Annotated in this window: 31 protein-coding genes; 11 read left to right on the top strand and 20 right to left on the bottom strand. The window is 65.1% G+C overall.

The window, feature by feature from the left end; translation table 11 throughout:
- Positions 1–31: 31 nt before the first annotated feature.
- The 5 genes from D5S18_RS07575 to D5S18_RS07555 form a co-directional block, all read right to left on the bottom strand.
- The gene (locus D5S18_RS07575) at positions 32–448 is read right to left on the bottom strand and encodes a PIN-like domain-containing protein (protein WP_120039118.1); all 417 of its coding nucleotides are present in this window, start codon (positions 446–448) and stop codon (positions 32–34) included.
- Positions 445–1,068, bottom strand: coding sequence for a DUF433 domain-containing protein (locus tag D5S18_RS07570; protein ID WP_120039117.1), 624 nt, complete (start codon positions 1,066–1,068; stop codon positions 445–447). The genes D5S18_RS07575 and D5S18_RS07570 overlap by 4 nt, the downstream gene beginning before the upstream one ends.
- Positions 1,069–1,229: 161 nt before the next feature.
- Complete coding sequence (locus D5S18_RS07565; protein WP_120039247.1) at positions 1,230–2,561, bottom strand: MFS transporter; 1,332 nt, start codon at positions 2,559–2,561, stop codon at positions 1,230–1,232.
- A gap of 223 nt (positions 2,562–2,784) precedes the next feature.
- A complete protein-coding gene (locus D5S18_RS07560; RefSeq protein WP_120039116.1) occupies positions 2,785–3,258 on the bottom strand; it encodes an SRPBCC family protein in 474 nt (157 codons plus the stop codon).
- On the bottom strand, positions 3,255–3,590 hold the full coding sequence (locus tag D5S18_RS07555) for an ArsR/SmtB family transcription factor (RefSeq protein WP_120039115.1): 336 nt from the start codon (positions 3,588–3,590) through the stop codon (positions 3,255–3,257). The genes D5S18_RS07560 and D5S18_RS07555 overlap by 4 nt, the downstream gene beginning before the upstream one ends.
- An 83-nt stretch (positions 3,591–3,673) precedes the next feature.
- On the opposite strand from D5S18_RS07555, the gene D5S18_RS07550 reads away from it, so the two are divergent.
- The 3 genes from D5S18_RS07550 to D5S18_RS07540 all read left to right on the top strand — a co-directional run bounded on the left by D5S18_RS07550 (position 3,674) and on the right by D5S18_RS07540 (position 7,043).
- Entirely contained in the window at positions 3,674–4,219 is a 546-nt protein-coding gene (locus D5S18_RS07550; protein ID WP_120039114.1) for a PadR family transcriptional regulator, read from the top strand.
- A gap of 2 nt (positions 4,220–4,221) precedes the next feature.
- The gene (locus D5S18_RS07545; RefSeq protein WP_120039113.1) at positions 4,222–6,252 is read left to right on the top strand and encodes an NADPH-dependent 2,4-dienoyl-CoA reductase; all 2,031 of its coding nucleotides are present in this window, start codon (positions 4,222–4,224) and stop codon (positions 6,250–6,252) included.
- 62 nt (positions 6,253–6,314) lie between these two features.
- Complete coding sequence (locus D5S18_RS07540) at positions 6,315–7,043, top strand: hypothetical protein (RefSeq protein ID WP_147403878.1); 729 nt, start codon at positions 6,315–6,317, stop codon at positions 7,041–7,043.
- Here D5S18_RS07540 and D5S18_RS07535 read toward each other — a convergent pair.
- Entirely contained in the window at positions 7,040–7,648 is a 609-nt protein-coding gene (locus tag D5S18_RS07535) for a TetR family transcriptional regulator (protein ID WP_120039246.1), read from the bottom strand. The genes D5S18_RS07540 and D5S18_RS07535 overlap by 4 nt on opposite strands.
- Before the next feature lie 151 nt (positions 7,649–7,799).
- Between D5S18_RS07535 and D5S18_RS07530 the strand changes: the two genes are divergently transcribed.
- The 3 genes from D5S18_RS07530 to D5S18_RS07520 are packed head-to-tail and all read left to right on the top strand — an operon-like array spanning position 7,800 to position 10,250.
- Positions 7,800–8,855 (top strand): ferredoxin reductase, encoded by a 1,056-nt coding sequence (locus tag D5S18_RS07530; RefSeq protein WP_120039111.1) that lies wholly within the window; start codon positions 7,800–7,802, stop codon positions 8,853–8,855.
- 15 nt (positions 8,856–8,870) lie between these two features.
- Positions 8,871–10,019: a fatty acid desaturase family protein gene (locus D5S18_RS07525; protein ID WP_120039110.1), complete on the top strand. Its 1,149-nt coding sequence runs from the start codon at positions 8,871–8,873 to the stop codon at positions 10,017–10,019.
- On the top strand, positions 10,020–10,250 hold the full coding sequence (locus tag D5S18_RS07520) for a hypothetical protein (RefSeq protein WP_439651093.1): 231 nt from the start codon (positions 10,020–10,022) through the stop codon (positions 10,248–10,250).
- Here D5S18_RS07520 and D5S18_RS07515 read toward each other — a convergent pair whose 3' ends face one another.
- Positions 10,251–10,757, bottom strand: a complete 507-nt coding sequence (locus D5S18_RS07515; protein WP_120039109.1) for a DUF4254 domain-containing protein — start codon at positions 10,755–10,757, stop codon at positions 10,251–10,253. It abuts the gene before it with no gap.
- Between the two features lie 374 nt (positions 10,758–11,131).
- Between D5S18_RS07515 and D5S18_RS07510 the strand changes: the two genes are divergently transcribed.
- A complete protein-coding gene (locus D5S18_RS07510) occupies positions 11,132–11,452 on the top strand; it encodes a hypothetical protein (RefSeq protein WP_120039108.1) in 321 nt (106 codons plus the stop codon).
- Between the two features lie 138 nt (positions 11,453–11,590).
- The gene (locus tag D5S18_RS07505) at positions 11,591–12,292 is read left to right on the top strand and encodes a DUF4389 domain-containing protein (RefSeq protein WP_120039244.1); all 702 of its coding nucleotides are present in this window, start codon (positions 11,591–11,593) and stop codon (positions 12,290–12,292) included.
- Between the two features lie 26 nt (positions 12,293–12,318).
- On the opposite strand, the gene D5S18_RS07500 is transcribed toward D5S18_RS07505, so the two are convergent.
- From D5S18_RS07500 to D5S18_RS07485, 4 genes are read right to left on the bottom strand one after another with little or no spacing between them, the layout of a single operon-like run.
- Entirely contained in the window at positions 12,319–13,293 is a 975-nt protein-coding gene (locus tag D5S18_RS07500; protein WP_120039107.1) for an ABC transporter ATP-binding protein, read from the bottom strand.
- A 2-nt stretch (positions 13,294–13,295) separates the two neighbouring features.
- Positions 13,296–14,111 (bottom strand): ABC transporter permease, encoded by an 816-nt coding sequence (locus D5S18_RS07495; protein WP_120039106.1) that lies wholly within the window; start codon positions 14,109–14,111, stop codon positions 13,296–13,298.
- Positions 14,104–14,907: an ABC transporter permease gene (locus D5S18_RS07490; protein ID WP_239003610.1), complete on the bottom strand. Its 804-nt coding sequence runs from the start codon at positions 14,905–14,907 to the stop codon at positions 14,104–14,106. The genes D5S18_RS07495 and D5S18_RS07490 overlap by 8 nt, the downstream gene beginning before the upstream one ends.
- Positions 14,908–14,943: 36 nt before the next feature.
- Positions 14,944–15,966 carry a winged helix-turn-helix domain-containing protein gene (locus D5S18_RS07485; RefSeq protein WP_120039105.1) on the bottom strand — a complete coding sequence of 341 codons (1,023 nt, stop codon included), beginning with the start codon at positions 15,964–15,966 and terminating at the stop codon, positions 14,944–14,946.
- Positions 15,967–16,364: 398 nt separating this feature from the next.
- On the opposite strand from D5S18_RS07485, the gene D5S18_RS07480 reads away from it, so the two are divergent.
- The 3 genes from D5S18_RS07480 to D5S18_RS07470 are packed head-to-tail and all read left to right on the top strand — an operon-like array spanning position 16,365 to position 19,525.
- Positions 16,365–17,297, top strand: coding sequence for a family 2A encapsulin nanocompartment shell protein (locus tag D5S18_RS07480; RefSeq protein ID WP_120039104.1), 933 nt, complete (start codon positions 16,365–16,367; stop codon positions 17,295–17,297).
- Positions 17,269–18,633, top strand: coding sequence for a family 2A encapsulin nanocompartment cargo protein cysteine desulfurase (locus tag D5S18_RS07475; RefSeq protein WP_239003609.1), 1,365 nt, complete (start codon positions 17,269–17,271; stop codon positions 18,631–18,633). The genes D5S18_RS07480 and D5S18_RS07475 overlap by 29 nt, the downstream gene beginning before the upstream one ends.
- Positions 18,634–18,664: 31 nt before the next feature.
- Positions 18,665–19,525: an ATP-grasp domain-containing protein gene (locus D5S18_RS07470; protein WP_120039102.1), complete on the top strand. Its 861-nt coding sequence runs from the start codon at positions 18,665–18,667 to the stop codon at positions 19,523–19,525.
- A gap of 16 nt (positions 19,526–19,541) precedes the next feature.
- Here the strand turns inward: D5S18_RS07470 and D5S18_RS34790 are convergent, their stop codons facing one another.
- The 9 genes from D5S18_RS34790 to D5S18_RS07425 all read right to left on the bottom strand — a co-directional run bounded on the left by D5S18_RS34790 (position 19,542) and on the right by D5S18_RS07425 (position 26,949).
- The gene (locus D5S18_RS34790; protein ID WP_158607821.1) at positions 19,542–19,703 is read right to left on the bottom strand and encodes a hypothetical protein; all 162 of its coding nucleotides are present in this window, start codon (positions 19,701–19,703) and stop codon (positions 19,542–19,544) included.
- A 30-nt stretch (positions 19,704–19,733) separates the two neighbouring features.
- Entirely contained in the window at positions 19,734–21,047 is a 1,314-nt protein-coding gene (locus D5S18_RS07465) for a DUF2254 domain-containing protein (RefSeq protein ID WP_120039101.1), read from the bottom strand.
- A gap of 95 nt (positions 21,048–21,142) precedes the next feature.
- The gene (locus D5S18_RS07460) at positions 21,143–22,162 is read right to left on the bottom strand and encodes an NADP-dependent oxidoreductase (protein ID WP_239003608.1); all 1,020 of its coding nucleotides are present in this window, start codon (positions 22,160–22,162) and stop codon (positions 21,143–21,145) included.
- A gap of 220 nt (positions 22,163–22,382) precedes the next feature.
- A complete protein-coding gene (locus D5S18_RS07450) occupies positions 22,383–22,967 on the bottom strand; it encodes a hypothetical protein (RefSeq protein WP_147403877.1) in 585 nt (194 codons plus the stop codon).
- A 39-nt stretch (positions 22,968–23,006) separates the two neighbouring features.
- Positions 23,007–23,354: a mycothiol transferase gene (locus D5S18_RS07445; protein WP_239003607.1), complete on the bottom strand. Its 348-nt coding sequence runs from the start codon at positions 23,352–23,354 to the stop codon at positions 23,007–23,009.
- Positions 23,355–23,493: 139 nt separating this feature from the next.
- On the bottom strand, positions 23,494–23,931 hold the full coding sequence (locus tag D5S18_RS07440; protein ID WP_203236645.1) for a nuclear transport factor 2 family protein: 438 nt from the start codon (positions 23,929–23,931) through the stop codon (positions 23,494–23,496).
- 452 nt (positions 23,932–24,383) lie between these two features.
- Positions 24,384–24,890: a DUF4240 domain-containing protein gene (locus D5S18_RS07435; protein WP_120039096.1), complete on the bottom strand. Its 507-nt coding sequence runs from the start codon at positions 24,888–24,890 to the stop codon at positions 24,384–24,386.
- Between the two features lie 54 nt (positions 24,891–24,944).
- Positions 24,945–26,465 carry a polyprenol phosphomannose-dependent alpha 1,6 mannosyltransferase MptB gene (gene mptB / locus D5S18_RS07430; RefSeq protein WP_120039095.1) on the bottom strand — a complete coding sequence of 507 codons (1,521 nt, stop codon included), beginning with the start codon at positions 26,463–26,465 and terminating at the stop codon, positions 24,945–24,947.
- A gap of 61 nt (positions 26,466–26,526) precedes the next feature.
- The gene (locus D5S18_RS07425; protein WP_120039094.1) at positions 26,527–26,949 is read right to left on the bottom strand and encodes a MarR family winged helix-turn-helix transcriptional regulator; all 423 of its coding nucleotides are present in this window, start codon (positions 26,947–26,949) and stop codon (positions 26,527–26,529) included.
- Positions 26,950–26,986 lie beyond the last annotated feature (37 nt).

The following is a 26,986-nucleotide window of genomic DNA, read 5'->3' as shown; positions in this document are numbered from 1 at the left end:
GTTCTGCCCAGTCGGATCCGGCTGGGCGGAACTACAAATAGCCACTTGAATGGAATATGCGAGTGTTGGCCCGCTCAGACTTCCTGAGCTTGAAGTACTGAGGGGTGCTGGAGGATTCCATGTGCTCGAGAGCGAATGGCAAGGCGTGCACCAGTGTTGAAGTAGGTCCAGCAATGACGTGAAAGCCGGGGGCGTGAACCTGATGGACGCCGATCCAGTGCAATTCAGCTACACGGCATGCCTCCCGCTCCGCCGCACGAGTGAGTTGAGCAAGGTCGGCGGTAATGAAAACGTGGCAGTCGGCTGCGGCGACACGACCGAACAGTTCCACATCTTCGACGCCTTTGACTCGAAGCTCTCGCACGCCGACGAACTCGTGTGGTTTGAATACGGACGAGAGGTGCGCGATCATCCCCTGCGGCATGTTCTCGTCGAGAAAGAACCTCATGCAGGCTGCCGAATATGCACAACCTGGCGGTCGAAATCTACAGCGTCCGGAACGTCTGCCGGCTGCACCGTGGGGTAGTAGTCGCCAACCGCGGATGCCGGAACATCGCCATTGGCCACCAACCTGGCGATGGTGTCGTAGGGGACTCGGGTGTCGCGGATGGTCGGCCAGCCACCGGCTCGACCTTCACGCACCGCGAGACGCGGCCGTGGATGCAGGAAGTCGACCACGTTTTCACCCCGGAAGTTGGTAAAGGGCGCGAAAACGTCGTTCAGTGTCGCGAGTACGCGCTGTCCGGGCCGCCGGACCAGGTCGGTGGCACCGTCGGCTTCGATGAGGAAGACGGTGACACCGTCGGTGGTCAACGTGTAGCGCGATGGATGTTCGGTCAGATCCATGCCTTGTAAAGAGGCGAACGCCTTGCGGATTCGCTGCAAGGAAACTTCGCTGCGCAGCTTCACCACTGTGCGCAACGCCATGAGGTCCCGGAAGGAGTACTGCGCCTGCGGCCTGACTCCGAGCTCGGGAACCAGGAGCGGAGAATCGCCGCGCCTCCAGCGACTGAGTTGACTGAGCGTCGCCCCTGTCAACGCTGAGGTGAGATCGGCCGGGAATGTCATTATTGATCACCTCCTTTCGGCGCTAACAGCCGGTATCCGAACCATCGTCGCATGTCACGGGTTCGCAGTACAGCACCGCCGGTTCCATTCATCATTCAGCCCGCCCCCATCTCTGTTCGTAGAATCCCCCAGCGACAGAACTGCCGCGGCCGGCGACGAGCTTACGCTTCGTCGTCGGCCGCGGGAGCTGTTTCCTGTTGGTTGGGCGGGCGGAGGGGGAGCAGGGTTATCAGGCCGGTGAGCAGGACCAGGAGGATGCCGAGGATGCCGGCCCGGTCGGTTTTGAAGGCCCAGGCGAAGAAGCCGAAAAGGGTTGGGGCGAGGAAGGATACGGCGCGGCCGGTGGTGGTGTAGAGGCCGAAGAGTTGACCTTCGCGGCCGGGTGGGGTCAGGCGGGTGAGGTAGGAGCGGGCGGAGGCTTGGGCGGGGCCGACGAAGATGCACAGCAGCAGGCCGAAGATCCAGAACATGCCGGGGCCGGAGACGAAAAGCAGGGTGACGCCGCAGACGAGCATGGCGACGAGGGAGCCGACGATCACGGGTTTGGGGCCGACGCGGTCGTCGAAATAGCCTGCGGTCACCGCGCCGAGCGCCGCGACGATATTCGCGGCGACGCCGAAGAGGAGCACATCGGAGTCGGCGATTCCGTAGACGCGCACGGCGAGGATCGCGCCGAAGGTGAAGACGCCGACGAGTCCGTCGCGAAAGATCGCGCTGGACACCAGGAATGCCACGGTGTGCCGATCGGTGCGCCACAGGTCGCGCACATCGCGCCACAGCACCCGGTAGGAGCCGAGGTATCCCGCCGTGTCCGCGCCGGGATCGGCTGCGGTGCGCGGGATTTCGGGGACGAAGAAGAAGATCGGCAAGGCGAACGCCGCGAACCAGACGGCGGCGAGGACGGCGACGAGCCGAATATTCAATCCGTCATCGACGGGCGCCCCCAGGAGCCCGCGATAGTCCCCTTTGCCGGAGATGAAGCCGAAGTAGCAGATCAACAGCAGGAATATCCCGCCGAAATAGCCCATGGACCACCCGAATCCGGAGACTCGCCCGACCTTCTCGGGTGTGGACACCTGCCGCAGCATGGCGTTGTAGGGCACGGTGGACAGTTCGTGAAAGGTTGCCCCCAGCGCCAGCAGCAACAGTCCGAACCACAGGTAGTGGTAGTCGGCACGCACGAAAAACATGGCGGCCATGGTCGAGATGGTCAGTGCTGTCAAAACCGCCAGGGAGCGTTTACGTTTCGCGGTCGCGTCGAACCGCTGCCCGCTGACCGGCGCGGTCACCGCGACGACGAGTCCGGCCGCCCCGAGCGCCCACCCCAACCAAGCGCTGGCCGAGATGTCTCCGGGTAGCGCCGCGCCGACTTTGTCGGTGAGGTAGACCGAGAACACGAAGGTCAGAATGACCGCGTTGAAAGCGGAAACACCCCAGTCCCACAGCCCCCATGCCAACACCTGGCCCCGCCCGGCCGCATTCGCCTCGGTCATGCGCGCAGCATAGATGCACCGCTTCGGGACCGCTCTCCGGAACATCGCTTCTGTTGGCGCGCAATCGAATACGACAATGGATGGTAGTCGGGGCCGCGAGGTCGTGGGCGGCCCCGATCCTGCAGCAGGCGCAGTACGTCCCCTCGGCCCGTGCCTTCGATCGCCAGGTCGGGACTTCCGGTTCGGTCGATACCGAAGGCATCAGGATCACGGTCGAGGAAGACTAGGCCGCGGCTTTCGCGTACAGATCGAGGATGGCGCTCCACCCGCCGCCTTCGATCGAAATGGCGTCGTGCATCGCCTTCCCCTCGACCAGTCGGTCGAGATGGCGGTGCTCGAGCGCCACGGCGGTGCTTTCCGGTCCATCGGCGGTGAACCGGACCTCGACCTCGCTGGCGTGCGCGGGATCCGGATCGTATTGCCAGCGACCATTGATCTGCCAGGTCACCACGAGGCGGTGCGGCGGCTCCCAGATCAGGACCCGACCCCAGTCGCATTCGGAGCCGTCGACGCCGCGTTCGTACCAGCGGCCGCCGACGTGCGGCTCCATAATGGCCTCGGCCAGATCGGCCTGTCCGATGTGGTGGGTGGTGGGCCACCAACTGTTGAACGAGGTGGTGAACAGCGCGAAGGCGCGTTCGAGCGGTAGTGCGACGGTCGCTTTGCCCTGTAGTGCGGGCACTGTGGTTGTGCTCATCGCGGTTTCTCCTGTTCCGGGTCGGTCGCCGCGGTATCGGCGGCCTTCTGAAAAGCGGTCAGCGCTTCGTCCCAGAGCCGCTGGAAATACGCTTGGATCGCGGCCAGGCCCTCCGGATTGATCCGGTAGATGCGCCGTGTGCCCTCCGGTGTGGCCACCACCAGTCCGCCCTCGCGCAGCACCCGCAGATGTTGGGAGACCGCCTGCGGTGTGATGGGCAGTGAGCGGGCCAACTCGCCGACCGAAGATGGTCTGCGGGCGAGTCGTTCGAAGAGGGCCTGCCGCATCGGATCTCCCAATAGTGCCAGGTCAACATCTTTGAAAGTGGCCACGTACGTAAGTCTAGGCTTTCAAATGGCAAGGGCAATATGCACTCAGTTGCATAGTACCGAGGGACACGGCTAACCTGTCCGGCATGGCCCTCGAGCACGCCCTGCTGGTCTCGCTGAGCGAGCGGTCCGGTTCCGGATACGAGCTGGCGCGCCGCTTCGACAAATCCATCGGCTACTTCTGGCGCGCCACCCATCAGCAGATCTATCGGGTGCTCAAGCGTATGGAGGAATCCGGTTGGGTCACCGGCGAATCGGTTGTTCAAGAGGGCAGGCCCGACAAGAGGGTCTACTCGGTCAGCCCCGCGGGCGGTGACGAGTTGGCCCGCTGGATCGCCGAACCGAGCGATTCGGAGATGCCGCGCATCGAACTCGGTGTGAAGATCCGCGCCGCCGCCTACGGCGATATGACCGCGCTCGTCGCCGAGGTCACGCGGCACCGCGAGCAGCACGCCCAGCGACTCGAACTGTTCGGACTCATCGAGAAGAAGGATTTCCCGGCGCCGGGTCGCCTCACCGGCACCGCACTGCACCAGTATCTGGTCCTGCGCGCGGGTATCCGCGTGGAGTCCGGATTCGTCGAATGGTGCGACGAGGTTCTGCACGCACTCGCCCCGCGCGAAGAAGGGTAACCATGAGTTCGTTCCCTCATCTTTTCCAGCCGCTGGACCTCGGCGAAGTCACCCTGCGCAACCGGGTGGTCATGGGTTCGATGCATACCGGTTTAGAGGATCGGGCCCTGGACACCAATAAGCTCGCCGCCTACTTCGCCGAGCGGGCGCGCGGCGGTGTCGGCCTGATCATCACCGGCGGCTACGCCCCGAATCGCACCGGCTGGCTGCTGCCCTTCGGCGCGAAACTCACCAACCGCACCGAGGCGTACCGGCATCGGACCATTACCAAGGCGGTGCATCGGGAGGGCGGCAGGATCGCGCTGCAAATCCTGCACGCGGGCCGCTATTCGTATATGCCGGGCAGTGTTTCGGCCTCCGCGATCAAAGCGCCCATCAACCCGTTCAAACCGCGGGCGCTCTCGGCCAAGGGTGTCGAGCAGACCATTGCCGACTACGTCCGCTGCGCCGAGTTGGCGCGGTTCGCAGGCTATGACGGCTGCGAGATCATGGGAGGGGAAGGCTATCTCGTCAATCAGTTCCTCGCCCCGCGCACCAATCGCCGCACCGACCGCTGGGGCGGCACACCGGAGAATCGCCGCCGCTTCGCCGTGGAGATCGTGCGCCGGGTGCGCGCGGCCGTGGGGCCTGGCTTCCTGATCGTCTTCCGACTGTCCATGGCCGAACTGGTGGAGAAGGGCCAGACCTTCGAGGAGATCCTCGCGCTGGCACGCGAACTCGAAGCGGCGGGCGCCGATATCCTGAATACCGATATCGGCTGGCACGAGGCGCGGGTGCCAACCATCCTCACCTCGGTGCCGCGCGCGGCCTTCGTGGAGTTCACGGCGAAAGTGGCCGCCGCGGTGGGTATTCCGGTGTGCGCGTCGAATCGGATCAATATGCCCGAGAGCGCCGAGGAGATACTGACCAGCGGCGCCGCCCAATTGGTCTCGCTGGCGCGACCGTTTCTCACCGATCCGGAGTGGGTGAACAAGGCTCGTCAGGACCGCGCCGATGAGATCAATACCTGCATCGCCTGTAATCAGGCGTGTCTGGATCACGCTTTCCAGCACAAGACCGTGTCCTGCCTGCTCAACCCGCGCGCGGGCCGGGAGACGGAGTTGAAGCTGCTGCCGACCCGGCGCGGCAAGCGTGTCGCGGTGGTCGGTGCGGGTCCGGCCGGACTCGCGGCCGCAGTCAACCTGGCCGAAAGAGGCCATCGCGTCGACCTTTTCGAGGCCGACGACAAGATCGGCGGCCAATTCGATATCGCCCGGCGCATACCGGGCAAGGAGGAGTTCGACGAATCGATCCGGTACTTCCGCCGGATGATCGAGGTCACCGGTGTCGCGCTGCATCTCGGCAAGCGGGTGACCGCGGCGGAGTTGATCGCGGGCGGTTGGGACGAGATCGTGCTGGCCACCGGTGTGCGCCCGCGCATCCCGAATATTCCGGGCGTCGACCATCCCATGGTGCTCTCCTATGCCGAACTGGTGCGCGAGCAGCGCCCGGTCGGCCGTCGGGTCGCGGTGATCGGTGCGGGCGGTATCGGCTACGACGTGAGCGAATTCCTCACTGTGGAAGGCCATCCCGCGTTGAAGCTCGACGAGTGGAAACAGGAGTGGGGCGTCCTGTCCGATGACCCGCTCGTTCCCGGTCAGCTCACCACCCCGCGTCCAGCGCCCGCTGCCCGCGAAGTCATACTGCTGCAACGCAAATCGGGCGGCTTCGGCCAGAGCCTCGGCAAGACCTCCGGCTGGGTGCATTGCGCCGCGCTGAAGGCCAAGGGCGTCGAGCAGGTCGGCGGCGTCAACTACGAGCGCATCGATGACCGCGGCCTGCACATCAGCTTCGGTGACAAGCGCGAGCGACCCCGCGTCATCCCGGTCGACAATGTCATCCTCTGCGCGGGTCAGGAATCCGTCCGCGATCTCGAAGCACCCTTGCGCGCAGCGGGTATCACCCCCCACCTGATCGGCGGCGCCGATTTGGCCGCCGAACTCGACGCCAAGCGCGCCATCGACCAGGGCACCCGCCTCGCGGCCAGGCTCTGAGTGCGGTTCGGCGGACCCGTAGGAGTTTGTTGACTAAGCTGCCCTTGGTCTGAGGGGGCTGAATGAGAATGTGGATGCGCGCGGCGCTGGTCGTGGCCGCGGTATCGGTTCTGCTGAGCGGCTGCGGCACCGCGCCGCCGCCGAAAGGCGCGGCGGGCGCCAGTGAGTTGGTGTCGCGCGCGACGCCGGATTCGCCTGCGGCGCGGCGCAATCTGGTGCCCGCGGATCTGCCGGACGGTTTTCAACTTTCGGCGGATTCGCCGCTGGCGCCCAATCCCGCCGCCACCGCGCGACCGGAACTGCCCGCCGGATTCGTGGTGGAGCCGACGCGGTGTCCGATGTCGCCGGTACTGGCGGATTCGGTCTTCCACGGCCGCTTCACCCGGATCTCGGCCGAGAACCGGCGGGCGGGTGCGGGATTCGCCTTCGGCTGGTCGGCCGATTCGGAGGCGGGTTTCAATTTCGTCGCGCTGGAACGCGATCAGGCCCAGTGCGACCGTGTTCGCGCGACCTGGCGCGACGGCGCGTACCGGGAGATGACCACGGTGCGCCTGGATACCGGACGGCTCGGCGGCGACGAATGTTTCGGTGTCACAACGCTCTTGCAGCGCGCCGTGAGTGACACCGCGGCGCCGCAGTCGGAGAAATCGGCGCGGGTCGGCTGCCGGGTCGGCTCCATCGCCGTGTTCGGCGTTCTGGGCGAACTGGGCGAAGGCGAGACGCTCGCGACGCTGGGCGAGTTTCTGAAAACCATGAAGCGCCAACTGGACAAGGTGCGCGCCGCGGGCTAGCGCGGCGTCCAGGCGCCCATCCCGAGCGCGATGAGCCGGACCTGGGCGGCGGTCCGTTCGACCAGTGCCGTCCGTTCGCGCTCCTCGGCGGCGACGTAGCCCGCGATACCGTCGGCGACGGTGGTCACGATGAGGTCGGCCGCGATCTCCAATTCGGCGGGCTCCCAGGCGTCCAGCGCGGGCATTCGGGAAAGGTCGGTCACCAGTTCGCGGCCGATGAGTCGTAGTTGCACGGCGATGGCCCGACGCAATCCGGCCGCGCCACCGTGTCTTTCGCGGGTCAGGAAGCCGAATAGTGCGCGTTGGGCCTCGACCCGTTCGAAGACGAAGCGCACACTCTGCGACAGCCGCGCGTCCGGTTCGCGGCGCACCTGCCGCAGCGCCAGCCGCAGCGCGGTGACTCCCTCGTCCACCAGGGCCGCCCCGAGATCGTCGAGCGAGGCGAAGTGCCGGTAGAAGGCGGTGGGGACGATACCCGCGCTGCGGGCGATCTCGCGCAGGCTCAATCCGGCGAAGCCGCGCTCGGCGGCCAGCGTGAGGGTGCCCTCCAGCAGCGCACGTCGGGTGCGCTCTTTGCGTTCGGTCCGGGTCTCGGGTTCAGCCATCGGGGTGAGCATACATCCGTCCACTATGTGTCACCGCGTCGATTGTTGTTCGGGTCACAGGGATTCCCGGTTGACAGCGGTATATGTCGATCGGTCACACTTGTTGAGTGTACAGACGTGCACTGAAATCGGGACTAGGGAGTGACCGAGCATGGTTGACCTCGTCGGTCTGCTGCAAACCCTGACCACGCCGCATCCACTGGATCGCTACCTCGAATTGATCCGCCCCACCCTCACCGCCCGCGACCTGCGGGCCGAGATCGTCGAGGTGCGCCGCGCCGCCGCGGATTCGGTGACCATCACCCTGCGCCCGACCCGGCAGTGGCGCGGACACGCGGCCGGTCAGTTCGTGCGGATCGGCGTGGTCATCGACGGCGTGCGCCACACCCGCTGCTATTCGCCGGTCGATCCGGAGGGCGGCGAGCGCCGGCTGCGGCTCACCGTCAAGGCCCATCCCGGCGGCTTGGTCTCGCGCTATCTCCACGACCATGCCGCGCCCGGCATGGTGGTGGACCTGGCCCCGGCCGCCGGGGTCTTCCGGCTGGCCGATCCCCGCCCGGACCGGGTCCTGCTCATCAGCGGCGGCAGCGGAATCACCCCCGTGCTGTCGATCCTGAAAACCCTCGCCGCCGAGGACTATCGGGGCGAGGTGACCTTCCTGCACTACGCGAAATCACCTGAATCCGTGCCGCATCGGGATGAGATAGAGGCAATAGCCAAGGCGCACACAAATATCCGCATCGAGTTCCGCTATACCGCCAAGGGCACAAAGCATTTCGACTACGACGAGTTGGAGCGGGTCGCACCCTGGTTCGCCGACGGACATGCCTTCGTCTGCGGTCCGCCCGCGCTGATGGCCGCCGTGCGCCAGGTCTATGAGGCGGAGCAGTTGGCACACCGGCTGCACACCGAGGAGTTCACCGTGTCGGCCGCGCCCGCCGCCGATGTCGAGGTCACCGGCACGGTGCACTTCTCCGCCTCCGGGATCAACGCACCCAATTCCGGCGCGAGCCTACTCGAACAGGCCGAATCATCGGGTCTGACACCGGAATTCGGCTGCCGCATGGGAATCTGCTTCTCCTGCACCGCGATTCGCCGCACCGGCTGCACCCGCGACGTGCGCACCGGCATCCGCGACGCCGATCCGGACCAGCCGATCCAGCTGTGCGTCAGCGCGCCGGTCGGCGATGTGACCATCGAAATTTGACGAAGGGGACCGGCCATGACAATCCTGACCGAAACGAAAGACGGCCCACTGGTCCTGAGCGCCGAGGACGTCGAAGAATTGGGCCGTGCACTCGACGACCTGCGCGAGCGCGTGCTCGCCGACCTCGGCGCGCGCGACCGCGAGTACATCTACTCGATCATCAAGGCGCAGCGCGGCTTCGAGATCGCCGGCCGCGGCCTGCTCTACCTGGGCTTGTTCCCACCGTTCTGGTTGGCGGGGGTGGCGGCCCTCAGCGTGTCGAAGATCCTGGACAATATGGAGATCGGGCACAACGTCATGCACGGCCAGTACGACTGGATGCGTGAGCGCGGCCTGAATTCCCGTGTCTTCGAGTGGGACAACGTCTGCCCCTCGGATCAGTGGCGGCACTCGCACAACTACATGCACCACACCTACACCAATATCCACGGCCGCGACCGGGATATCGGGTACGGCATCCTGCGTATCGACGAGAACCAGAAGTGGCATCCGTACTACCTTGGCAATCCGATCTACGCCGTCGCGCTGATGCTGCTGTTCGAGTGGGGTGTGATGCTGCACGACCTGGAGGTGGACAACATCCTCCAGGGCAAGCGTGATTGGTCGGAGGTGAAGGGACTGCTGAAGGGGCAGTGGCGCAAGGCGGGTCGTCAGGTGCTCAAGGATTACCTCGTATTCCCGTTGCTGAGCGGACCGCTGTTCGTCAGCACGCTGGCGGGCAATGCCGCGGCGAATCTGGTGCGCAATATCTGGGCCTACTCCATCATCTTCTGCGGGCACTTCCCGGCAGGCGTGCAGACGTTCACCGAAGCCGAGACCGCCGAGGAGACCCGAGGCGAGTGGTACGTGCGTCAGATGCTGGGATCGGCCAATATCAGCGGCAGCAAGCTGTTCCACATCATGTCCGGCAACCTCTCCCATCAGATCGAACACCATCTGTTTCCCGATCTGCCTGCGAATCGCTATCCGGAGCTCGCGCCCTTGGTGCGCGGTCTGTGCGAGAAATACGGCCTGCCCTACAACACCGGGCCATTGCGCAAACAAATCGGTTCGGTGTGGGGGAAGATCTTCCGGCTGGCGCTCCCACCGCGCTGGGTGCGCGGCGATTCCGCGCCCGGTGTTATCGTGATGCGTCAGCGAAAGACAACCGAAGTGGGCGGGTGAATGGTGATCGGTGAATTCGAGAGCCGCAAGGATTTGATTCAGGAATTGACGTCGTCGGGCGCCAAGCGCGTGGGGAATATCGCCGCGATCATCACCGGCACCGTCGCCGAGGTCACCAGGGAGATCGGCGAGTGGATCACCGACGCGATCGAGATGAACGAGGCCGCGGCCGCCGCGCGCCGGGATGCGGCGAACGCGCCGCATCCGGGCGAGGTCGTCGGGCCCGACTGATCACCACACCGGCAGTCGTCGTCGCCGCTCGGTGACATCGGTGATCAGATCCTGGTAGCCGTCGGCGAGTTCGGCGAGGCGGCACCACTGTTGATGGACCGCGCCCTGCGTCTCCAGATGCAATGCTTCCTGCGCCGCAACCCATTTCGCGGCCATACGGTCGATGACGGCGCCGAGCGTCTCGGTGTGCAGCGAGGCCCCCGCGCGGTGGGCGACATTGCCCGCCACCCAATTGTCGATGCTGCCAACGAGTTCCGCGCGGTCGCCGTCGATATCGTCGACCTGCCTGCGGCATGCCGCAACCCGTCCGCTCGACGTGTCCGGTGCGTGCACCGCCCCGAGTGCGTTGCTGCGCCGCCGATGGCATTCGACCAGGTCGCGCGCCGCCGACAGCACCCGGTGCCCCTCGCGTCGGGCCGTGAGCGGATCCCGGAACGCGCGCAACAGCGCGGTCGCCGTCGGCAGTTCGTGGGTTCCGATGCTTGCTTCGGCGTATTCGATGGGCATGGCGCATTCCCCTGCACAATGATTCGATTCGTGGATGCGCCAGTGCCGAGGGGGATTTCGCCGCCAGGTGCACCCCTCGGCCCCGGCGCAGACCCGCGCTCGGCGCCTCCCCCCAAGGTCCACCAGCACGGCAAAGTTTCCGGGAAATCCGCGACGATGCGATGAGGAAGACGGCCCGAGAAATCGGGACTCTTTCAGGAAAGCGCGCGGGTCGATTCGGCGCAATAGTATGGTGTAAGAAGATGTGACCTGCCGGTGAATTGTTATGGTCCGTTACGGATCGGTCACATTCGTGTGCTCTTGAGCCTCGGGTCAGCGTATTCGGAGCAATCGGATCCCGCCGATGCGGCCCGCATCGACTAGCCTCGATATTCGTGGCCGCCTACGTCTCCTCGCCCGAGTTGCGCTTCGGCTTCCTGTTCGCGCTGGAAGATCCGGAGCGAATCGCGGAGGGTGTGCGCACGCTGATGGACCAGCGCCGGGTGTCGGTGTTCCGGATCGCCCGCATCTCCGATGACGCGGGTCCGCCGGAGCGTTTCGTCGTCAACTGGGCGGCGCTGCCGCACGTCTCGGTCACCACCGAGGCCCCGAGCCCGCAGGCGTTGGCCGCCACCGGCACCCTGCTGATCAACGCCTTTCTCGGCGAGGACGGCGAGGTGCGCCTGTATTCCGCGCACGATCCGGCCCCCCAGTAGACGCGCCGAAAGATCGGCGTCGATTTGTTGGCGTGTCGGTATCGGAACGTGCCGATCGGTCACGGTCCGGTTTGGGAGAATCGGAGCATTCCCAGCGGTTTGTCGCTCGACTCGAAAGCACCTGAAGGAGCGTCGATCATGCAACCCGACAACCCCGGTTATCCGGTCCGCGTCCGCGGCGACCTCGACCCCGCTCTTTCGCGGTGGTTATGGCTGGTCAAGTGGATCCTCGCTATTCCGCACTGGATCGTCCTGATCGTTCTGCACATCGGGTACGCCGTGGTCACGGTGATCGCCTTCTTCGCCATCCTGATCACCGGGGCCTACCCTCGAGCGCTGTTCGACTTCAATGTCGGGGTCATGCGCTGGTCCTGGCGGGTCACCTTCTACGCCTGCTCGGCACTGGGCACCGATAGGTACCCGCCGTTCAGTCTGGCCGCCAGCGACGACTACCCGGCCGACCTGTCGGTCGACTATCCCGAGCGCCTGCATAGGGGTCTGGTACTGGTCAAGTGGTGGCTGCTGGCCATACCGCACTACGTCATCGTCGCCGTCTTCTTCAGCGGGCTCGGTGGCATGTGGGGCACCGGCGGCGACGATTCCGACAGCACGTTGGGCCAGTACTCGGTGCCGCTGATCGTGGTGCTGCTGGTCATCGCCGCGGTGGCGCTGCTGTTCACCGCGCGATATCCGCAGGGCGTCTTCGATCTGGTCATCGGTATCAACCGGTGGCGTTATCGGGTGCGCGGCTACGCCTCCCTCATGACAGACACCTACCCGCCGTTCCGCCTCGATCAAGGCGCGCGGGAACCCGCGAGCAGTCCGGCAGGCGCCGAATAGCCCGTCGGTGCATCCGCCCGCTGCGCTCAGCGGGCGGATTCGTATATCCGGCGCACCACGTCCTCGATCCCCGGTTCCTCGATCGACAGGTCGCGCACCTCGGCCCGCTCCGAGACGGCCGCCAAAAGCTGTGCGGCCGTGGTGATCTCGGCATCGAAAGCGAGCCGCTGCCGCATACCGCCCGCCTCGCTGGCCAGCAGGTGCGCCTCGGGCAGATCGTGCAGATCCGGTGTCGGCTCGGCCAGATCCACCACCAGCACCCGGCGCGCGCCGACCGTGCCCGCCAATCCGGGCAGCGTCCCGTTGTAGACCAGTCGTCCGTGGTCGACCACCAGCACCCGCTCGCACAGCCGCTCGATATCGCCCATGTCATGGGTGGTCAGCAGCAGGGTGGTGCCGCGTTCGGCCCGCTCGGCGCGCAGGAATTCGCGCAGTCGCTGCTTGGACAGCACATCCAGGCCGATGGTCGGCTCGTCCAGGATGACCAGTTCGGGGGAGTGCAGCAGCGCCGCCGCCACCTCGGCGCGCATCCGCTGCCCGAGGGAGAGCTGTCGCACCGGAGTGTCGAGCGTATCGCTCATCTCCAGTTGTTCGATGAGCTCATAGGTGCGTTTGCGGGCGGCCTCCGGATCGAGTCGGTGGATGGCCGCGAGGATCGAGAACGATTCGCGCAGCGGCAGATCCCACCACAGTTGGGACCGCTGTCCGAATACCACTCCGATCCGCCCCGCGAGTTCGCGGCGTTGCCGCACCGGTTCCAGGCCGCAGGTGCGCACCCGTCCCGAGGTGGGCACCAGGATGCCGGTGAGCATTTTGATGGTGGTGGATTTGCCCGCGCCGTTCGCGCCGATGTATCCGATCGCTGCCCCGCGTTCCACGGTGAAACTCATTCGGTCGACGGCGGTGAGCGTGTCGCGGCGGCGCAGCCTGCGCCCCGGCTCCCGCCGACGGACGGTGAAACACCTTGTCAGATCCTCGATCTCGATGATCGGCTCGGTCATCGTCAGCCTCCTCCGCTCTGATAGTGCCGAACTCCGATGCGCCACAGCAGTGCCGCGACCAGCCAGGCCCACAGCGCCGCGATCGGCGTGCACCACACCAGCCACGACGGCAGCAGTGCGGGACCCGGTATGCCCAGCAGTGCGATGGTGGGTAGGTACCCGGTGAACGCGACCGGAATCGCGAAGCCGAAGACGAGTTGCAGTGGTGTGGGGAAGACCGAGGTGGGCTGGGTGGCCGCGAAGGATCCGCCGTAGGTGAAGCTATTGGTGATCTCGCTGCCCTCGATCAAGAAGAACTGCAATCCGGCCGCGCAGACGAAAATACCCGCGAACAACACGATACTGCCGAGCAATGAAACCGCGAGTAGCGCGAAAGTGGTTGTATCCCAATGGATATCGTTGCGAGCAAGACCGAGCCCCAAGATCGCGATGGCTACCGCGGCGCGGGCGAACCGGCGCAATTCGATATCGCTGGTGATCAACTGTGCCAGCAGCGGCTGTGGGCGCAGATAGTACGAGTCCAGCGTCCCGCGCCGGACCATGGTCGAGAGCCCGTCCAGATGTCCGAAAAGCACTTGGGCCAGCGCGAATCCGGTATTGCTCAACCCGAAAAGCAGCAGCGCCCCGCGCACGTCGAGTCCGCCGAGGGTGCGCACATTGTGGAAGATCACCCACACCTCGGCGAATTCCACCACCCCCACCAGCAGCGAGGTGAGCACCTCGCTGACGAACGACAATCGATAGGTGCGCTGCGAGCGGATGCGCGAACCGAGCACCGCCGCGTATGGGGTGAACCAGGTGCCGTAGCGCTCAGCCACCCTGCACCTCCAGTTCGCGCCGTCCCGCGGCCAACAGCACCCGCCCGAACGCGCCCACAACCAGAAGCCAGAACAATTGGACGCCAACGACTTGCACCGACTCCATGCCGAGAACCCGACCGGACAGCACGTCGATAGGGGCCTGCAGGATGGATGGGAACGGCGTCGAATTCGCGATGGCGCGCAACCAATCCGGAAACATGTGCACCGGCACGAACAGTCCGGCCAAGAAGGTGCCGAGGGTCGTGTAGAACAACCGGATCCCGCGCGTCTCGACCACCCAGAATCCGAGAATCGCGATCGCGAACAACCCGCAGAACGAGATCGCCACCGCCAGAACGACACTCACCGCACCCAGCAGATAGGGCGCCGCGGTGTTCGGCATGGTCAGGCCGAAGGTCAGCGCGCCGACCAGCACGCTCGGCGCCCCGCGCGGCAGGATCGTGGCCGCCGCCCTCCCCAGATCGCTTGCCAGATAGCCCAATTGGATATCGACCGGACGAAGGAAGTCGATGGCCACATCCCCGTTGCGAATTCGATCCATCAACTCCGTCGGCGGCGACATGAACTGCACCGCTCCCAGCAGACCCTGCGACAACCAGATATAGGCGCCCATCGTGCCCCTGTCATATCCCCAGAAACTCGTCGCGCCGGCCAGCGCCGCGAACAGCACCGAGGCCCGGACGAATCCGAAGACACAGTTGGTGAACAACCCGGCGAACATTGCCATCCGATACCGCGTCTGTCGCCGGAATCCGGCCACCGCCAGCCGCCAATAGATCACCCCCGCCCCCATCGCGCTCCTTCCGCTCGACGACACAAATGTGCCAGCCTATGCGGTGCGACGCGCCTCGTCCACCTTGCCGTCGAGCAGGGCCGCGCCCAGCGTGGTCAATTCGTGCCGCACGGCATTGCGCCTGCGGTGACTGTCGATGAGGCCGGATTCGCGCAGGATGGTCGCGTGCTCACTGGCGGTGGCGGGGGATACGCCCAACTCGCGGGCCAGTTCCGAGGTGGTCCGGCCCGCGGCGACGGCTTCCAGCGCGGCGGCGCGGGTGCGACCGAGCAGCGCCACGAGCGCCTCGTTCGCGGGGCGCGGACCCCACGCCGCCGCCAGGTCGGCGAGATCGCGCGCGGCGGGAACCACGAGGATGGGTGCGGTCGCGCTGTCGACGGTGGACATGAGCAGAACCGGTCGCGGCGAAGCGAACAGGGACGGAACGACCAATAGTCCGCGCCCGCCAGGGTACTCGTCGTGGCAGTACGGAGTCCTCCGGATCTCGAGCCAGGGCGTGCGCCAACGCGCATGCGGTCGCAGCATCGCGAACAGACCCTCCACCCCCTCGCTCGCCATGGCGCGCGCCATCCGCTCCGCGGTCGCGTCGAGATAGGACTGCACATGCGCCCACCGCCCCGCGAAGGCGGCATTGTGGAAGGCAACCGCCGCCGCGGCGATCGAAGCCCGCGCGTTCGCGCGTCGATCCAACAGTCCGGCCGTCCATGTGGGCAGCGGCGCTTCGCCGTCCGCAGCGCGATGCCGCACGGTACAGGCGAGTTCGCGGCAGATTTCCCGGTTGGAGGCCAAGTGCAGGGCCTCGATACCCGCTTCCAGACTGCGCGCGCCCTTCGTCGGGGTGATCAGATCGACGAAGGTGTCCCGCGCGGGCACGATATCGGCGAGTACGCCGAAATCCGTGGGCATCGCCGAGCGCACCTGTCTGCGCCACCCGTCGAACAGCGCCGCGTCCGGACGTTGCAGCACCCTGGTGGCCAGCATCGTCTCGGCGAACGCGCCGAGCGGCGCCCCGACCCGCACGCGCACCAAATCCTCCGGGGTGAGGTGAATTCTCTTCATCGGCGCGCCTGCTTCTTCTGGGATGGCGCTCCCACAGTACCCGCACTCACCTGGGCATGCGCCCCGGCGCGGGCGTCAATGGATCGGTGCCGGTCACCAATTCGAGCGCCGTCGGCAGCCGCTCGGGGCTATGCCGAACCCTCCTGCGCCACAACCATATCCGCGCGACTCCCGCCGACCGGATATTCGCGCTCACCGCCATTGCCGTCATCGTCGCACTCCTGTCTCGCTGTAGCCCGCAGCGTAGGAGTCGGCGAATCAGTAGCGCACGCTGTTTCGGTCATGGCCGAAACATCCGCGTCGCGCCGCGACCTTTGATAGCTAAATGATTGCTAATCTCTTCGAAAGTAGCTGCTGGACCCGCCGAAGGAACGATTCCATCGAGGCGAGGAGCGTCCATGACACGCGTTGCGCGAGAACCGATGGCCCTGGGTGACGAGGCCGCGCGGCGGCTGGCCACCACCACCAAGACGGCGCCGGAGATGGCCGCCATCACCCCGCGCTGGCTGGTCCGCCTGCTCGGTTGGGTTCCGGTGGAGGCGGGCGTATACCGGGTCAACAAGGTGGTGCATCCGGAATCGGTCCACATCCAGTGCGACCATTTCGACGAGTCGCCCGTGCCGGAGACCTTCGTCGACAACGAGTCCGAGCCCGAGGAGTTCCGGCTCACGGCCGTGCACACCATCCTCGATGTGCACACCAGGATCTCCGACCTCTATTCCAGCCCGCACGACCAGATCGCCCAACAGTTGCGGTTGACCATCGAGTCGATCAAGGAACGGCAGGAGGGCGAGCTGATCAATAGCCCGCACTTCGGGCTCATCGCCAAAACCGCGAAAGATCAACGCATTCCGACCATCGCCGGGCCACCCACCCCCGACGATCTGGACAACCTCATCGCCAAATGCTGGAAGGAGCCCGGCTTCTTCCTGACCCACCCGCGGGGTATCGCCGCGTTCGGCCGCGAATGCACCCGGCGTGGCGTACCGCCGCCGACCGTGAGCATGTTCGGTTCGCAATTCCTCACCTGGCGCGGCCTGCCGCTCATCCCGTCCGACAAGGTTCCGGTCACGAACGGCAAGACCGACTTCCTGCTCATCCGCACCGGCGAAGCTCGGCAGGGCGTGGTCGGGTTGTATCAGCAGGGCTTGGCGGGGGAGCGGAGTCCAGGGCTGTCGGTGAAGTTCATGGGGATCGATCGCAGTGCCATCGCCTCGTACCTGGTTTCGCTCTACAGCTCGCTGGCCATCCTCACCCCCGATGCCACCGCGCTGCTCGAAGGCGCGCAGATCGACAAATTCCATGACTACGCCCCGCGATACCACGGCTGACGGCTTCGTTCCGGACTGGCTTCCGGACGAAGCAACGCTGAATAAGATAGCGGCAGAATACTTTTCAAGCCAGCAGACCGATCCGAGCGACTACTACTTTCTGCACGAACCGAATCCGTTTCACGCGCCGACCTTCGACGTGGACAGCCTCCGTCGCGACTTCCCCCTCCTCGACGAACGCGTCAACGGCCACCAACTGATCTGGTTCGACAACGCCGCCACCACCCAGAAGCCCCGGCAGGTCATCGACCGCCTGACCCACTTCTACCGCCACGAGAATTCCAATATCCACCGCGCCGCCCACGAATTGGCCGCGCGCGCCACCGACGCCTACGAGAACGCCCGTGCCGCGGTGGCCCGCTTCCTCGGCGCACCCGCGCCCGAACAGATCATCTTCGTGCGCGGCGCGACCGAGGGCCTGAACCTCATCGCACAAACCTGGGGCCGCAGGCACATTCGCGAAGGCGACGAGATCCTGATCTCCCACCTGGAACACCACGCCAATATCGTCCCCTGGCAACTACTGATCGCCGAGACCGGCGCGACACTGCGGGTGATCCCGGTCGACGACACCGGTCAGGTGCGGATGGACGAGTTCTCTCGCCTGCTCACCGAGAAGACCAAAATAGTCGCGGTATCCCATGTCTCGAACGCACTCGGCACCGTGACCCCGGTCGAGGACATCGTCGCCGCGGCCAAGCGCGCGGGCGCGCTGACGGTTGTGGACGGCGCACAATCGGCGCCGCACATCGGGATCGATCTCGCCGCCCTCGCCCCGGACTTCTTCGTCTTCTCCGGTCACAAGATCTACGGCCCCACCGGGATCGGCGCGGTCTACGGCGCGGCCGACATACTGCGCGAGCTGCCGCCCTGGCAAGGCGGCGGCAATATGATCGCCGAGGTCACCATGGACCACACCACCTTTCAACCGCCGCCGGCGCGTTTCGAGGCGGGCACCGGAAATATCGCGGGCGCAGTCGGTTTGGGCGCGGCCATCGACTACGTATCGGGCATCGGCATCGAGAATATCGCCGCCTACGAGCATTTCCTGCTCGAGTACGCCACCGCCGCGCTGCGCGAGGTGCCGGGGCTCCGGTTGATCGGCACGGCCGCGGACAAGGCGAGCGTGCTGTCCTTCGTTCTCGACGGCTACCGCCCCGAACAGGTCGGTCGAGCGCTGAACGAGCAGGGTATCGCGGTGCGCGCGGGCCATCACTGTGCCCAGCCGATCCTGCGCCGCTTCGGACTCGATGCCACCGTGCGCCCGTCATTGGCCTTCTACAACACCTGCGCGGAGGTCGACCGGCTGGTGGCGACCCTGCGCACGCTGCGTTGAGCCGAATTCGGCCGCCCAATACACTTGCGCCATGCTCCGATTGGCCATCGCGACCTGCTTGAAGTACCCGAATCTGCTCGCGCCCTACGATGATCTGACACCGCTGCTCGCCGCCGAAGGTATCGAGGCGCACCTGCTGCCCTGGGATGATCCGGCCGTCGACTGGTCCGGATTCGACGCGGCCGTACTCATCGGCGCCTGGGGCTATCACCGCCGCATGGCCGAATTCCTGGATTGGCTTGGCCGCCTGGAGGATTGCGGCACTGTCGTGCTGAACTCACCCGACCTGATCCGCTGGAACAGCCGCAAGACCTACCTGCGCGAGCTCGCCGAACGCGGAATCCGGGTGGTGCCCACCGTTTTCGTCGAGCCCGGCGAGCAGATCCGGCTGCACGACATCCTGACCGACCGGAACTGGCCGCAAGCCGTACTGAAACCGGCGATTTCGGCGGGCGCGGACGATACCGCGCGAATCTCCCTGGCGGAGGCCGACGCCCACCAACCAAACCTCGCCACTATCCTCACCTACGGTCCCGCCATGATCCAGCCGTTCATGCCCGAGGTCAGCGCGGGCGAATGGTCGCTGTACTACTTCGCGGGCGAACTCAGCCACACGGTCGTCAAGCGTCCGGTCGCGGGCGACTACCGCGTCCAACACGATTTCGGCGGCACCGTCGAGGCCCTCGACCCGCCGACCTGGTTGCGCGACCAAGCCGAGGCCGCACTCGCCGCCCTGCCCGAATCGCCGCTTTACGCCCGAATCGATGGACTCTGCCGCGACCGTGACTTCTACCTGATGGAAGCCGAACTCATCGAGCCGTACCTGTATCTCGAGTACTCCGAGCCCGCACCGAAACGTTTCGTAGGGGCTCTGGCCGGGCGCCTTCGATAGCGCCCGGCTCCGCCGCTCAGGCCGACCGCTCGCGATATTCGTCCCGGTCGGTCTCCTCCTCCGGCTTGCGATGGCAGAGTTTGCCCAGTTCGCCGGACAGTCGCCTGCTGCGGCGGACGACGGGCTCCGCCGGATCGGCACTGCCCTTTTCCTCAGGGGCATCGGCTGCTGTACTCATACCTCGATGCTAAGCGCCCGGGGTGAACAGTCACGATTCGGAAGGCACGCTGAAACCCGGCAGGGCGCGGGCGCGGCGCAGCACATCCTCCAGGTCCGAGGGTTCGCCGACCGATTCCACCGCCGATCGCTCGATCATCGCGGCCTGTTCCAGCAGCACCAGCCGCTGCTGCGGTCGGGTCGTGCGATCGAGGATGGTGGCGATGGCGTCCAGCTGTCGAATCATGATCGCGGGCATTCCGACCCCGGACTGCCGGATCTTCTCGAAGGCGCGCTGCACCAGCCGGTCGTAGCTCACCTGCGCGGCGATCACCCGGATCCGGCCCTCCCGATCCCGATGCACCGGGTTCGGATCCCAGGAGACCGCGATCCGACACAGGCAGTCGCCCAACCAGTCGATGCAGGTCAGCGCGGTGAAAGTGTCATTGGTCGCGGCGGAGAGGGCGCGCAGCGCGATCTCGACCAGTTGGTCGATGCCGAAGGAGATATCCTGCGTCAAGGTGCGGGTCGGCCCCGCGACATGTCCGCGCGCGAACCGCTCGGCCACCTTCTCCGCCGCCGCGGCGGGCCACACCGTCGCCACCACCTGACCCTCGGTCAGAAAATGTCCGGGCCGATACGGCAGATGAATCACCGCCTGCGCCTCCGCCGCGATCCGCACCAGCCGCTCGTAGCGGAAATATTGCAGATAACCGCTGCCCGTCACCCGCACCTCGCCACCCGAGGTCGCCAGTAACCGCAACAACTCCCCGACCGAAGGACCGCTCACCACGCCCGGTTGCGGTTGCCCCGCCGCCAAAGCAGTCGACACCTCACCCGCGATACTCGCGATCACATTCGGCAACTGGATCATCACCGCCACGTGATTGATGAAGTACATGAGCACCGCGAGATCGACCACCAGCGAGGCGATCGATACCGTCGTCGAGATGTGCGGAACGAAATCCGAACCGATCGACACCAGCGCGGCAATGGCGTAGACGAAGGTCGCCACGAAGGTGCCCAGCGTGACCTGGGTGCCCCGATCCCGAATGAAGTTGCGCAGCATGCGCGGGCCGAACTGGGTCGAAGCCAGTGTCAGCGCCACGATCGTGATCGAGAAGACCACGCCGACCACGGTGATGATCGCCGCCGCGATCGCGGTCAACAATTGGCGCGCCGCATCCGGAGTGCCGCCGATGAACCACGAGGGAATATCGAACGCGCCCCGATACACCGCCCGATCCAGCAGGTAGGTGAGCACGAACAGGCCGATGGCCCCCAAGACCTCCAGAGCGGGCACGAACCACAGATTGGTCCGCAGGGCGTCCCGCCGACGATCGATCTCGAGATAACTTCGGGGCACTGCGCACTCCTGCGGTCACCGTTCCCGACTTACCTCGAAATCTATACCCTCGGGTCAGGCATGATAAAGCCGCGCACTTCGGTCAGCTTCTGCACTCACCCAGCGATCTCGACGAGTTGCTTGCCGAGGTTGCGACCCTCGAAGACCGCACGCAACGCGCTCGGCGCGGATTCCAGTCCACTACTGACGGTCTCGGCAATGGTGATCGCGCCCTGCGCATGCCAATCACGCAATGCCACAAAGGCTTCCGGAAAACGGTCGAGGTAGTCGAGGAAGATGAACCCTTCCATCCGCGCCCGATCCAGCGCCAACCGCATGTAGTTTCGCGGACCGGAGGCCGGATCGGCGCCCTGATACCCGGAAGAGATGGCCCCGGCCAGCACGACACGCGCACCACGCGCCAGATGCGCCAAACCGTGTTCGAGAATACTGCCGCCCACACCGTCGAAGAAGACGTCGACGCCCTCGGGAGCCAGACGGGTCAAACAGGCATCGATATCGTCGTTCTTGTAGTCGATGGCGGCATCCAGACCCGCCTGCTCGGTGATCCAGGAACACTTCTCCGGGCCGCCCGCGACACCGATCACCTTGCAGCCCAAAACCTTCGCGATCTGGCCCGCGATAGACCCGGTCACACCGGCCGCCGCCGAAACCAGCACCGTCTGGCCGGGCTCGGGACGGCCGATATCCCTCATCCCGAAGTACGCGGTCAAACCCGGCGCACCGAACAGACTCATCATCGACTTGGGCGAGACCCCCTCGGGCACCACATTCAACCCGAACAGCCCGCCCGCCGACCGGACGACATAGTCCTGCCACCCCACCATCCCCGCGACCCAGCTGCCCACCGGACAATCCGGGTCGTTCGACAGCACCACCTGGCCGACCCCGCCACCACGCATCACCTCGCCGAGCGGCACGGCGTCCATATAGTTGTCACCCTCATTGAGCCAACCCCGCTGGGTGGGATCGATGCCGAGCCAATGCACCCGAATCAAGGACTCTCCCGGCCCCGGAACCGGCACCGGCACACTTCGCAACTCGAAATCCTCATCCCGCAACGTCCCTTCCGGTCGTCGCCGCAATACCCACTGCCTGTTCATCGCATCAATCACCGGGCGATCCTAGGCTGCCGCACCTCATCGCTCGACCCATTTACGTCCCGCTGTCTGGTACGTCCCGCTGTCTGGGGAGGTCCAGCGTTTCGGGCCGGTACGTTTGATCCACGTATGGTCGAAGCCCGCGCGAAAGGCGCGTCCACCACCGAGGCCGTCCGCGTCGGCACCGCGCACACCGGCCGCATCATCACCGCCGCCGCCCCCACCCTGCCGGTTCCTACTGTTCTTCGAAGAGCTGAACAGCGATCCGCGCGTGATGGATGACCTGTGCATCCGTTTCGCGAACAATCATCTCCGCCAACGGCTCTCGGTACTCGGGCCACTCGGAGTACACCATGGCGCACACGGCCGCCCGACGGACCCTGGCGTCTTTGTGATGCGTCGCCTCCAGGATGCGCATGATCACCGGGTCGGCTGCCCGCTTCGGAGACCCGGCGCCCAGGATCAACACGGACCTCGTCTGCTCCGCCGGGTAGACGCTCGTATCGAAATTGACCAGCAGTTCATCGAGGCTCCAGAAGATGACCTCCGCCGCCAGACGCGTCGTCACCTCCCGCACCCGCGCGTCATCCTCACCCGAGACGACCAGGTAGCGCGCATCAACGAGTTCGTCGGCGACATAGTTGACCGACAAGCCGCCCGGGAGCGACCATTTCGCCTCATAGAAAGCCCGACTGTCCGGATCTCGGGCGGTATCTCCCTCATAGGTCCAGCCATCCGCCGCGGCCAGAGCTCGGACTTCGGCATTGTCCACAGCGTCTCGAATGACCAAACGATGACCCATGTAACGTCCGACCGCCACCCAACCTCCAATTCGTATGCCCCCCAAATCACTTCGACCCTAGCCGGTTCGGCCATCGATCCGTTCCCGGATGAGATCCGCATGCCCGTTGTGGCGGGCGTACTCCTGAATCATGTGGGCGAGGATCCAACGCAGGCTGAAGTGTTCGCCGGTCGGCCGGTGCACACCGAACGCATCGAGCGACTCGCAGCCATCGGCGATCTCGCGAGACCGATCACATGCGCTGTGCCACAACCGAAGTGACTCCTCCGCATCGGCATCTTCCACATCGAAGTCGGCGCCGTCCGGGGCATCCCCTTGCCAATACACGAACGAGTCATCCGAGCCGGACAGGACGCGGGCGAACCAGCCCAGTTCGACATCCGTCAGATGGCGGACCAGTCCCAACAATGACAACCTGGACGGATCCACTGCCCGCCAACGCAATTGGTCCGGGGTGAGTCCGGATGGCCGTGGCCATCGAGCACCCGGCGGGTAGCCAGTTCCCGGCATCCGGCACCCCTCGGCGGCAAATTCGATGACGCGTTCAGCTGGGCGAGCAGGCGTCGCGGATCGCTGCGGTGTCCCAGTAGAACGGGTGCACCTTGGTGATCCGGCCGTCTTCGATGGTGATCGTTTGCAGGATCGGGAAATCGAGGTTCCGGCCGGTGGTGCGTGAGCGGGCGCGTACCCGAGTCAGAACGACGAGGGGGCTGGTGTCGGTCAGGAAAGTCTGATCCACCATGTCGAACGTGTGCCATGTTCGGCTCATGGCGAGGAAGAACTGCTCCATACCTTCGTGACCGCGCCAAATTCCGCCGTATGGAAGGGCGTCGGCCTGGTACAGCACGACGTCCGGCGCGAAGAACGGTGCCAGCGGTGCGAACGACGCCTTCCCTGGCCCACCTTCGGAAAGGTATTCCGCTTCCGCGCGATACATGCCCTCGAGTACGGACTTGGCGGTCGTTGTCGACAGTGTGGTCATGACGATGAGTCTGAAGCGGCATGCCGAGATGTGCCGGCAAGAATCTGCCGCCGCAGTTCGAGGGCCTATGCACCGATGACCACGAACGCCGCCGGCTGGGGCGGGGGGCTTCCTCCGCGCGGGCTGTCGATTGGATTCGCGCGGGTCGCAGCCAAGGCCGCCGAACACTGCTCGACATCCTCACCACCGACCCGCCCTCGTCGCCGAACACGCGGTGCGGAGCTGTTCAAACCGATGGGGACGGCCCCCGGTTCGGTTGCGGATCGAACTGAAGAAAACCGCAGCCAGTCGACCCCACCGAAACGCAAGAAACATTCCCAAACTGCGGAAGACCAAGCCTGGTAGCCCACCCAACGCGCCCGGCACATCACCCGGGACGAACCCACCACGGTGCCAAAGCGCTCTCCCGAAAACCGGGGCAAAACCATCACCCCAAACGCAACAAAACCTACCTACCTCCACCTGTCAGAATTAGACCCACTCTCCCGACTGATCCCGGACCCGGTATCGGGAAACTCCCCAAACCTCTCATTATAAAGATGAGCAAAGAAGTAGCACATCCTCTCGCACTCGGCATCCATAACCGCAATGGAAGGATCCGCAACGACCGCCTCATAAAACTCCCGCCCCATAGCGACAATAAACCCCCGACAGTACAGAAACCCATCATCGGACCCATCGGTCATCTCATGAATATCCCGACGATCGATATCGAAAAGCACCCGCTCCAAAACCCGGTCCAGAGCAGCCAACTCCGACCCCTCCGCTCCCGAAGAAATCTCCTGCAACCGAGCAAGAAACTCATCGAGATGAGATTCGACGAGAAACGCAACCTCATCACTATCCCGCCCGGCAAGCCCTCGTCGAGTCGAATCGCCCACACCTCCGACCCGGACCCAAGCCTCCTCGATGACATCCCAAAACCGCGAAACCTCAACAACACTCGGAAGAGAACTCATAGCCCCGGACGCTACCAACCCGCACCGACAGATACCTCGAACCAGCAGGTCGGATCATGCAGCGGCCCGAAACTCCTCCTCCGTCGCATCGACAACCGAACCCCCTGGATCCCGAACAACCCACGGCAGAAAGGACCGAGTCACGAACATGAGGAGGAACCCAACCGAAGCGGCAGCGAAGGAGGCGAACGCAATGGCATACGGTGACTGGTACTCGGACCCGCTCGTGATCTGCAAAAACGAGAAGACTGTCGACACCCCGACGATCCACCGCAACCACACCCCACCGCCAACCCACGCCCCCAACAACGGGATGGCCCACAACAAATACCAGGGATGCATAACTGGAAACAGAACAACCACACAGGCAAGCGAAACCCCAAGCCCCCCAACGCAAGAAATTCGCCCACGATAGACGGAAAGCAGCATCCAAAGGGAAACGCCCCCGGCCACAGCCTCCCCCAACGGTCGGGTGAACCCGAGCAGCGAAGTGGTGTGATCCCCGATCCCGAGCAAAACCCCACCGAATCCAACCCCCATCCCCAAAGCGGTAGTAGGCGAAAGCCAACTCCGCACCACGGTAGCCGTATCAAGCGTCCGAACCCACCCGAACCCGAGCCCGCTAACCCCACTCACGGCCAACAAAACAACCCCGGCAACAACCCCGGTGACGGCGACAGACCCGAATACCCCCCAAACGCCCCGCCCCCAATATCGAGCCAAAGCAAGCCCAACAAACCCAAGCGCTGCCAACGCCGGAATCTTGACCATCGCAGCCAACCCGATCAGCGCACATCCACCCACCAGCAACCCCCAGAAAGGCCGCCCCCCATCCAGTGCGGCCAGCGCGATAGCAACACCGGCAAGCATCAGCCCGATCATCAACGACTCGTTGTGCACCCCGGCAACCAAATGAAACAGCACCAATGGATTCAAAACCCCAACCCACAAGGCAAGAGATTCCGAAACCCCACCTCTTCGAGCCAACTGCGGCACCGCCCAGATGATCAAGGCAATTCCGAGCAGCGCCGCAACCCGATGCAACAGAATGCTCGCCAAAATATCATCCCCGGTGGCTTCGGAAATGCAGCGAGCCAACGAGAGGAACAACGGCCCATAGGGTGCCGGTGTATCCCGCCATATGGTGGGAACAGCCCTGGTCAACACATTGTCTATCCCGAGGCCGGGTCCCGGCCCGAGCGTGTAGGGATCCAATCCACGCGCAAAAATCTCCCCCTGCGCCAGATAGGAATAAATATCCTGACTGAACAAGGGCGGAGCAACAACAAGCGGCCCGGCCCACAGCCCGAAAATAGCGAGCAGCGACCCCCGATCGATCCGGTCCAGAAACCGTCCGAGCAGCAACCACCCGGCCACGATCATCGCCATCCCGAGCAGGCACATGGTCATCGCCGAAATGGGCGCTCGCGCAAAGAGACTGAGAAAACGAACCCCCTGCGTGGGATCCTGCAACACGGGTTGCGCCCCGGCTCCGAGTGCTCCGATGGCCACCAGCACACTCCCGGTGGCCCCGAACAGTCGTATCCGCCCCACCTGCGTGTCCACCGATGTCACCGCCGGACAGTAGACGAACTATCCGACTGTCAGATGTCCGGCGGATGGCCGCCCGCGAAACTCAGCCCGCGTTGTACCGACGCAGATACTCGGCGAAGCGTGCCACGTCGGTGTCGGACCAGTCGTGCAGTCGCTCCTCGAATACCTCATGTCTGACCTGTTCGGCTTCGCGCGCGACGCGTTTGCCCTCGGTGGTGGGTCGCAGGATGTTGTTGCGCCGGTTGGTGTTGTCGACCTCGCGGGTGAGGTAGCCGAGTTCGGCCAGCGCGGTGACCTGCCTGCTGATGGTGGATTTGTCGAGGTGGTAGCGCTCGGCGAGGTCGGTGGCCTGGCAGCCGTCGCGTTCGATGATCAGGTCGAGGATGCTGAAGGCGACCAGGGACAGTCCGGGATGCAGGGCGGCGGCGGTGCCGCGCGCGCGGCGGGCGAAGGCGGTGAGTTCGCGCTGGATGGTGTCGATGGCCACTGTGCGATGCGCAGGCATAGTTGTATGATACAACATTGATAGTTGTATTTACCAA

Origin of the sequence: Nocardia panacis, from assembly GCF_003598715.1 — a bacterium.
GTDB classification, from domain to species: Bacteria; Actinomycetota; Actinomycetes; order Mycobacteriales; family Mycobacteriaceae; genus Nocardia; species Nocardia panacis.
The sequence above is the reverse complement of the archived record's forward strand: the minus strand, read 5'-3'. Positions and strand labels throughout refer to the sequence as shown.

Coding starts and splice junctions, on each gene's coding strand:
- D5S18_RS07515 (WP_120039109.1), bottom strand. CDS start 10,757: ATGCCCATCGAATACGCCGAAGCAAGCATCGGAACCCACGAACTGCCG.
- D5S18_RS34790 (WP_158607821.1), bottom strand. CDS start 19,703: ATGAGTACAGCAGCCGATGCCCCTGAGGAAAAGGGCAGTGCCGATCCG.
- D5S18_RS07470 (WP_120039102.1), top strand. CDS start 18,665: ATGCTCCGATTGGCCATCGCGACCTGCTTGAAGTACCCGAATCTGCTC.
- D5S18_RS07560 (WP_120039116.1), bottom strand. CDS start 3,258: ATGAGCACAACCACAGTGCCCGCACTACAGGGCAAAGCGACCGTCGCA.
- D5S18_RS07545 (WP_120039113.1), top strand. CDS start 4,222: ATGAGTTCGTTCCCTCATCTTTTCCAGCCGCTGGACCTCGGCGAAGTC.
- D5S18_RS07475 (WP_239003609.1), top strand. CDS start 17,269: ATGACTACGCCCCGCGATACCACGGCTGACGGCTTCGTTCCGGACTGG.
- D5S18_RS07425 (WP_120039094.1), bottom strand. CDS start 26,949: ATGCCTGCGCATCGCACAGTGGCCATCGACACCATCCAGCGCGAACTC.
- D5S18_RS07490 (WP_239003610.1), bottom strand. CDS start 14,907: ATGGGGGCGGGGGTGATCTATTGGCGGCTGGCGGTGGCCGGATTCCGG.
- D5S18_RS07440 (WP_203236645.1), bottom strand. CDS start 23,931: ATGACCACACTGTCGACAACGACCGCCAAGTCCGTACTCGAGGGCATG.
- D5S18_RS07565 (WP_120039247.1), bottom strand. CDS start 2,561: ATGACCGAGGCGAATGCGGCCGGGCGGGGCCAGGTGTTGGCATGGGGG.
- D5S18_RS07530 (WP_120039111.1), top strand. CDS start 7,800: ATGGTTGACCTCGTCGGTCTGCTGCAAACCCTGACCACGCCGCATCCA.
- D5S18_RS07485 (WP_120039105.1), bottom strand. CDS start 15,966: ATGAAGAGAATTCACCTCACCCCGGAGGATTTGGTGCGCGTGCGGGTC.
- D5S18_RS07505 (WP_120039244.1), top strand. CDS start 11,591: ATGCAACCCGACAACCCCGGTTATCCGGTCCGCGTCCGCGGCGACCTC.
- D5S18_RS07520 (WP_439651093.1), top strand. CDS start 10,020: ATGGTGATCGGTGAATTCGAGAGCCGCAAGGATTTGATTCAGGAATTG.
- D5S18_RS07550 (WP_120039114.1), top strand. CDS start 3,674: ATGGCCCTCGAGCACGCCCTGCTGGTCTCGCTGAGCGAGCGGTCCGGT.
- D5S18_RS07435 (WP_120039096.1), bottom strand. CDS start 24,890: ATGAGTTCTCTTCCGAGTGTTGTTGAGGTTTCGCGGTTTTGGGATGTC.
- D5S18_RS07500 (WP_120039107.1), bottom strand. CDS start 13,293: ATGACCGAGCCGATCATCGAGATCGAGGATCTGACAAGGTGTTTCACC.
- D5S18_RS07540 (WP_147403878.1), top strand. CDS start 6,315: ATGAGAATGTGGATGCGCGCGGCGCTGGTCGTGGCCGCGGTATCGGTT.
- D5S18_RS07535 (WP_120039246.1), bottom strand. CDS start 7,648: ATGGCTGAACCCGAGACCCGGACCGAACGCAAAGAGCGCACCCGACGT.
- D5S18_RS07525 (WP_120039110.1), top strand. CDS start 8,871: ATGACAATCCTGACCGAAACGAAAGACGGCCCACTGGTCCTGAGCGCC.
- D5S18_RS07575 (WP_120039118.1), bottom strand. CDS start 448: ATGAGGTTCTTTCTCGACGAGAACATGCCGCAGGGGATGATCGCGCAC.
- D5S18_RS07570 (WP_120039117.1), bottom strand. CDS start 1,068: ATGACATTCCCGGCCGATCTCACCTCAGCGTTGACAGGGGCGACGCTC.
- D5S18_RS07480 (WP_120039104.1), top strand. CDS start 16,365: ATGACACGCGTTGCGCGAGAACCGATGGCCCTGGGTGACGAGGCCGCG.